The following is a 6,824-nucleotide window of genomic DNA, read 5'->3' on the forward strand; positions in this document are numbered from 1 at the left end:
CTATAACGATTGAAATGGCCCCTTAGGGGCGCGGTGCGAGCAGCCGGTCGAGCCCGGTTTCTCCCTTGCCCGTCTTTTCGAGGTGCGGATAGCGCAAGCCCCCGTGATAGTCGATGGCGATATCCTTGTAGAGATCGCCCGCCTGCACGAGCAGCCGGATCGGCTCCTTGTCCGTCTTGGCGTCGCGGATCGCGTTGTTGAGCCGGTCGGCCGAAAACGCCGCGCCGTTGATCGCGGTGATCGTGTCGCCCAGGTCGAGCCCCGCCTTGAACGCCGGGCTGTTCCAGATCACCGTCGATACCGCGCCCTTGTCATCGGTGCCGAGCCCAAGCGAATGCGTGGCGTCGACCCGGTGATAATTCTTCTGGATCGCCTTCAGATAGGCCGAGGGCTCGTCGGTATAGACCAGTTTGTAGCCGTTGTTGGTGAAGCCGGCGAGCGGCGCGTGCGTGCTCGTGTCGTTGAGGCGCTCGTTCAGGAACCCCGCCCAGTCATAGGGCTGGATGCCGTTCAGCGTCGCGACCACATCGTCCAGCGTATAGGTCAGCACGCCCCAGTCGCCGTCGCGCATGCCGAAAAAGGCCTTGGCGAAATCGTCGATCGATTTCTTGCCGCCCGATTGCTGGCGCAGGATCGAATCGACCTCCATCCACACCAGCAGCCCCTCGTTGTAATAATCTTCGGAGCGCTGATAATTGGTCCAGCCCTTGGGCCGGCGCTGCGAGATGATCGGATCGTTGGTGGTGTCGATCAGCGGGCGCCACTGGCGGCCCGGCGTGTTGTCGTAATTGGCGGCGATATAGGCATAGGCGTCGAGCGTATCCTCCTTCGACACCAGCCCCGAGCGCGCCTGGAGGACATAGCCCCAGAACTGCGTCTGGCCTTCATAGACCCACAGCCCCGAATCGCGCATCGGCACCGAATAATTGGGCGTCCACAGATCGGCGGGGCGGCGGAACTTGCCGTCCCAGCTATGGGTGAATTCGTGCGGCAGCAGGTTGCGCGCCGGCACCTGGTTCTTCCAGTCGGTGAAATAGCCGACATCGGCGCCGTCTTCCGAGCTGCGGTGATGCTCGAGCCCGATCCCGCCGAGATTGTCCGAGATCGTGAACAGGAAATGATAATTGTCGTAATGCTGCGATCCGAAGGTCTTGACCGCCTGCGTCACCAGCCGCTTGTGCGCGTCGATCTGTTCGGGCGTCGCCTTCAACTCGTCGGGGGTATCGGCGACGACATCGAGGAACACGCGGTCGCTCAGCGCGAACTGCTTGGTGTATTTGCCCGCGATCGTCGGCGAATCGATCAACGTCTCGTAATCGGTCTTCTGATACGCATAGCTCGATCCCGTCGCGTTCGACGGCAGCCCCGAATAGGCGGTCCATCCGGCCGGATATTTGACCGTCGCGGCAACCGGGATGCCCCGCGTGAAATAACCGGCGGGATAAAGGCTCACCGTATTCCATTGGAGACTCAGCATCTCGGGCGTCATCTGGATGCGGCCCTGGTTGGACTTGGTGGCCGACAGGAAGGTGAACGCGATATCGATCGTCTTGGCGCCTTCGGGCACGTCGATGTGATAGGCGTACATGTCCACCTTGTCGCGCGTCCACGGCAGCACCTTGCCGCCCGCGCGGAACACCAGCCCGGCGACCTTGTCGAGCGGCCCCGACGGCGAGTGATGTCCCGGAAGCCATTTGGGATAGAGGAAGGTCATCGGCCCGGCGGCGGCGACGGGCACGCTCTGGGTCACCTTGAACAGCCCCTGCGAGGTATCGCTGGCGTCGACGTTGATCGTGATCGTGCCCGGATAGGGCTTGTCGACCGGGGTCGGGATCGTCTCGCTGAACGGCACTGGCTGCGGCTTCGAATTGTCGATCTGCGCGGTGGCGGGGAACGCTGCGGTCGAGGCGAGCAGCGTCAGCGCGGCAAGGGCGGTACGATTCATGGGAGGCCTTTCGGCTGAAGGAAGGATGGCAGCAGGCTTACGATGCGCCGCGTCCGCGCATCAACCCTCGACCCGTGCTTTTCCCGCGATCAGTTGCGCAAAGCCAACACCTTGCGCCGCGCCGCCGCGCGGCGCCGGTCAGGGCGCGATTCGCCCGGCGGACGAAATGCTGGCGATTTCGCGACACCTCGCATAGAGAACGCCGCGCTTATGGCCCGTATCGACACCCCCAACCGCATCCGCGGCACGCAGGACATTTTCGGCGAGGACGAGCGCCGCTTCGCGCGCGTCGCCGACGTGTTCGATCGCGTGCGACGGCTCTATTGCTTCCAGCGCCTCGAAATCCCCGTGTTCGAGGCGACGGCCGTGTTCGCGCGCTCGCTCGGTGAGACCACCGACGTCGTCTCGAAGGAGATGTACACGTTCGAGGATCGCGGCGGCGATTCGATCACGCTGCGCCCGGAATTCACCGCCGGTATCGCGCGCGCCTATGTCACCAACGGCTGGCAGCAGCACGCGCCGCTCAAGCTTGCCGCGTCGGGGCCGGTATTCCGCTACGAGCGCCCGCAAAAGGGTCGCTTCCGGCAGTTTCATCAGCTCGACGCGGAGATTATCGGCGCCGCCGAACCGGCCGCCGATGTCGAACTGCTGACGCTCGCCGATCAATTGCTCCACGAACTCGGCATCGCCGAGGGCGTGACGCTGCAACTCAATACGCTGGGCGATGCAGAGACGCGCGAGGCGTGGCGCGGGGCGCTGGTCGCGCATTTCGAGGCGCACCGTGGCGACCTGTCCGAAGACAGCCTCGCCCGCCTCGACAAGAACCCGCTGCGCATCCTCGATTCGAAAGACTCGCGCGATCGCCCCATCGCCGACGCCGCCCCCGATATCGATGCGCACCTCACCAGCGAGGCCGGTGCCTTCTTCGAGGCGGTGGCCAGGGGTCTCGACGCCGCCGGCGTCGCCTGGACCCGCAACAGCCGCCTGGTGCGCGGCCTCGATTACTACCGCCACACCGCGTTCGAATTCGTCACCGACCGGCTGGGCGCGCAAGGCACCGTGCTCGCGGGCGGCCGCTACGACGGGCTGATCGAGACCCTCGGCGGCCCCCCCACCCCCGGCGTCGGCTGGGCGGCCGGGATCGAACGGCTGGCGATGCTGATCGAGGAGCCGGCTGAAGGCGAGCCTCTATTTGCCGTCATTCCGGAGACTAGCGCACAAGAACGGAGAGCTCTCAGGGCTATTCGTCGGATGCGAGATCGTCGCTTACGTGTCACTACCGCGTATCGCGGCAACGCTAAACGGCAGGCCGAACTCGCGAGGAAGCTTGGTGCGGACGCGTTAGTGTATGTGAAGGAAGACGGCATAAACGTAAGTGTCGTTCGCGAAACACCATTTGATCATTCCGATTTGGATTTGATGGTCCTTGAAGCGCTTCCGGTGAATTCGCTTTCTGGGGACGTTGACGATCAATGACGAGCTTGATCACGTGTTCTTCCCCGGCGAAGGCCGGGGCCCAGCATCGGGCCGGCCGCAACTGGACCCCGGCCTTCGCCGGGGAGGCGTGCGAGGTTATGGCGCGCGCATGACCCGCATCTCTCCCGAACGGATCGCGCAGATCGAGGCGCGGCGGGATGAGTTGCAGGCGCTGATGGCGACCGGTGATCTTCCCGGCGATCGCTTCGTCCAGGTCTCGAAGGAATATGCCGAGCTGGAGCCGGTCGCCGCGGCGGCGGGCGATGTCCGCCGGCTGCGCGCCGAGGCGGAGAGCCTCGAGCATATGACGACCGAGGCCGATGCCGAATTGCGCGCGATGGCCGCCGAGGAACTGGCCGACAATCAGGCAAAGCTCGCCGCCGCCGATCGTGCGCTCGCGCTTGCGCTGCTGCCGCGCGACGCCGCCGACGCGCGCCCCGCGATGCTCGAAATCCGCGCCGGCACCGGCGGTGATGAGGCGGCGCTGTTCGCGGGCGATCTCTTGCGCATGTACCAGCGTTATGCCGATGCGGAAGGGTGGCGCGTGGAGCTGATCTCGGCCTCGCCCTCGGACGCCGGCGGCTACAAGGAAGTCGTCGCCAGCGTGACGGGTTCGGGCGTGTTCGCCAAGCTCAAGTTCGAATCGGGCGTCCACCGCGTTCAGCGCGTGCCGGTGACCGAGAGCGGCGGGCGTATCCACACCTCGGCGGCGACGGTCGCGGTGCTGCCCGAGGCCGAGGACGTCGACGTCCAGATCGACGACAAGGATCTGCGGATCGACGTCTACCGCTCGTCCGGCCCCGGCGGCCAATCGGTCAACACCACCGATTCGGCGGTGCGCATCACCCATTTGCCCACCGGCCTCGTCGTCATCCAGCAGGACGAGAAATCGCAGCACAAGAACAAGGCCAAGGCGCTCCGCGTCCTGCGCACCCGGCTCTACGAGGCCGAACGCGAACGGCTGCACGCCGAACGTTCGGGCACGCGCCGCGCGATGGTCGGCTCGGGCGACCGCTCGGAACGCATCCGTACCTACAATTTCCCGCAAGGCCGCGTCACCGATCACCGCATCAACTTGACGCTCCACCGCCTCCCCGAAATCCTCGAAGGCGAGATGGACGAGCTGATCGGCGCGCTGATCGCCGAAGATGAGGCCCAACGCCTCGCCGCGATCGATGGGTGATGGAGCAAAAAGCCCTTCCCCTTCAGGGGAGGGGCTGAAGGTGCGACAAGGGCTCGCCACCGCCGCGGCCCAACTCGCCCCCGTCTCCGCCACCCCCCGCCTCGACGCCGAACTGCTGATGGCGTATGCGCTCGGCATCACGCGTGAACGGCTCCTGCTCGCCCATCTCGACGATTGCGTCCCGCCGGCCTTCGCCGGCCTCGTCGCCCGCCGTCTCACCCATGAACCGGTCGCCTATATCACCGGCACCCGTGCCTTCTGGACGATCGAGCTGGCGGTCGGCCCCGGCGCGCTGATCCCGCGGCCCGACAGCGAAACGCTGATCGAGGCCGCGGTCGAGCATTTCGTCGGGCGCGCGCCCGCCACCATCCTCGATCTCGGCACCGGCCCCGGCACCTTGCTCCTCGCCGCGCTCGATCAGTGGCCGCGCGCGACCGGGCTCGGCGTCGATCGCAGCCGCGAGGCGCTGGCGATGGCGCGCGCCAATGCCGCGCGGCTGGGCAGCGCGGATCGCGCGCGCTTCGTCGAAGGCGATTGGGCGGCGGGCATCACCGGGTCGTTCGATCTCGTCCTCGCCAACCCGCCTTATGTCGGCACGCGCGAGGCATTGCCGCCCGAGGTCTGTGACCACGAACCCGCCGCCGCGCTCTATGCCGGGCCGGACGGGCTCGACGCGTATCGCGCGATCGTCCCCGATCTGCCACGCCTCGTCTCGCCGGGCGGCGTCGCGATCCTCGAGATCGGCCACGAACAGGCAGCATCCGTCGGCGCGCTCGTCACGGAAACGGGGCGGGCATGGCGTCTTCGCTGCGATCTTGCGGGAAGGTCGCGCGCGATCGTCACTTGAACGATCCGTCGCGGCGTCCCATATTTCCTCTTGGCGAGCCGTCCCGCGCAAGCTAAGGGTGAATGCGGGGCTGGCACCTTCAACCATGTCGTTGAATTGAGGCCGTTGATCCACACCACCGTCATGATGCCGCTGACGTCCGGCGGCCGTGGCAGCTTGATCGCGCTGCATTGAACGGCGCGACTCATGCGGGAAACGCGCACCCGATGATTGCGCCGGACCGGGTTAGTTCACTGGACACAAGGACCATTAGACGTTGATGAACAATCGGCAGGCCGGCCGCCGTCGCGGCCGTGGCGGACAGCGCTCGCAGGGCAACCCGCAGGGCGGCAATCGCATCGACAACCGCGCGCGGGGCAATGCGAATCAACTCTACGAGAAATACAAGAATCTCGCGCGTGACGCGCAGATGCAGGGGGATCGCGTCAACACCGAATATTACCTGCAATTCGCCGACCATTATTTTCGCGTGCTGAACGAGAACCGCTCGCGCGTGGAGGAGCATCAGCGCCGCCAGCGCGACGAGCAGGACGACGATAACGACGTCGAGGATGACGGCGAGGAGCAGCGCGCCGACGATCAGCGCCGCAGCTATCGCCGCCCGCAGGACGACGAGGGCGAGCGTCAGGATCGCCGTCCGGCGCGGGGCGGCCGCGATCATCGCGGCGGCGACAATGACGACGACCGCGGCGACGCGGTGGAGCGTCCGCAGCCCGCCGCACCCGCGCCGGTTGCCGAGTCTGCGCAAGAAGACGCCGCGCCGCCGCCGCGCCGCCGGGGTCGCCCGCGCCGCGAACCGGCTGCGGTCGAGGGCGAGGCGAGCGACGCGCTCGACGCCGATCGCCTGCCGCCCGCGATCGCGACCGAGCCGGTTGAGGAAAAGCCGCGCCGCCGTCGCGGTCGCCCGCCCGCGAGCGAGACGCTGGCTGCCGAGTGATCGAAGCGCAAGCATGAAAAAGGGGCTGGTTCCGTCACGGAGCCGGCCCTTTTTCGTTGCGGCGCTTTCCGTCCGATACTTTCCTTATTGTCCCGCGCGTGAGACACTTGGCCGTCGGACTCGGATCAGGTGATGGGAGAACAGCCATGACGGTCGCTGCTATTCTGGCGGGCAAGGGGCATGAGGTGGTCACGGTCACTGCCGATCATTCGGTTGCCGAGGCGCTGGCGGTGCTTGCCGATCGCCGGATCGGCGCGGTGCCGGTGATGGCCGACGATGGTGTCGCGGGGGTGTTTTCCGAACGCGACGTCATCCTGTGCCTCGCGCGTGACGGCGCGGGCGCGCTCGACAGGAGCGTCGGCGAGGTGATGACCGCGCCCGCCGTCACGGTTACCCCGCACGATCGCGCGCTCGCCGCGCTGTCGTTGATGACGCG

General features: G+C 66.5%; 6 protein-coding genes (1 of these 6 cut by a window edge). 5 read left to right on the plus strand and 1 reads right to left on the minus strand.

Translation table 11 applies throughout. From position 1 onward, the window contains the following. Window positions 1–22: 22 nt before the first annotated feature. Entirely contained in the window at window positions 23–1,945 is a 1,923-nt protein-coding gene (locus DFR49_RS14290; protein ID WP_119036284.1) for a M61 family metallopeptidase, read from the minus strand. Window positions 1,946–2,155: 210 nt separating this feature from the next. Between DFR49_RS14290 and hisS the strand changes: the two genes are divergently transcribed. The 5 genes from hisS to DFR49_RS14315 all read left to right on the plus strand — a co-directional run. Continuing rightward, entirely contained in the window at window positions 2,156–3,421 is a 1,266-nt protein-coding gene (gene hisS / locus DFR49_RS14295; protein ID WP_119036285.1) for a histidine--tRNA ligase, read from the plus strand. Between the two features lie 109 nt (window positions 3,422–3,530). After that, window positions 3,531–4,604, plus strand: coding sequence for a peptide chain release factor 1 (gene prfA / locus DFR49_RS14300; RefSeq protein ID WP_119036286.1), 1,074 nt, complete (start codon window positions 3,531–3,533; stop codon window positions 4,602–4,604). Next, window positions 4,597–5,451, plus strand: a complete 855-nt coding sequence (gene prmC, locus DFR49_RS14305; protein ID WP_119036287.1) for a peptide chain release factor N(5)-glutamine methyltransferase — start codon at window positions 4,597–4,599, stop codon at window positions 5,449–5,451. The genes prfA and prmC overlap by 8 nt, the downstream gene beginning before the upstream one ends. Window positions 5,452–5,707: 256 nt before the next feature. Further along, window positions 5,708–6,388, plus strand: a complete 681-nt coding sequence (locus DFR49_RS14310; protein ID WP_119036288.1) for a DUF4167 domain-containing protein — start codon at window positions 5,708–5,710, stop codon at window positions 6,386–6,388. Between the two features lie 146 nt (window positions 6,389–6,534). Beyond that, window positions 6,535–6,824 carry the 5' portion of a CBS domain-containing protein gene (locus DFR49_RS14315; RefSeq protein ID WP_119036289.1) on the plus strand. Its footprint extends 139 nt past the window's final position, so the window shows 290 of its 429 coding nt (coding positions 1–290); it begins with the start codon at window positions 6,535–6,537; the stop codon falls past the right edge of the window.

The organism is Hephaestia caeni (genome assembly GCF_003550065.1).
Taxonomy (GTDB): domain Bacteria; phylum Pseudomonadota; class Alphaproteobacteria; order Sphingomonadales; family Sphingomonadaceae; genus Sphingomonas; species Sphingomonas caeni_A.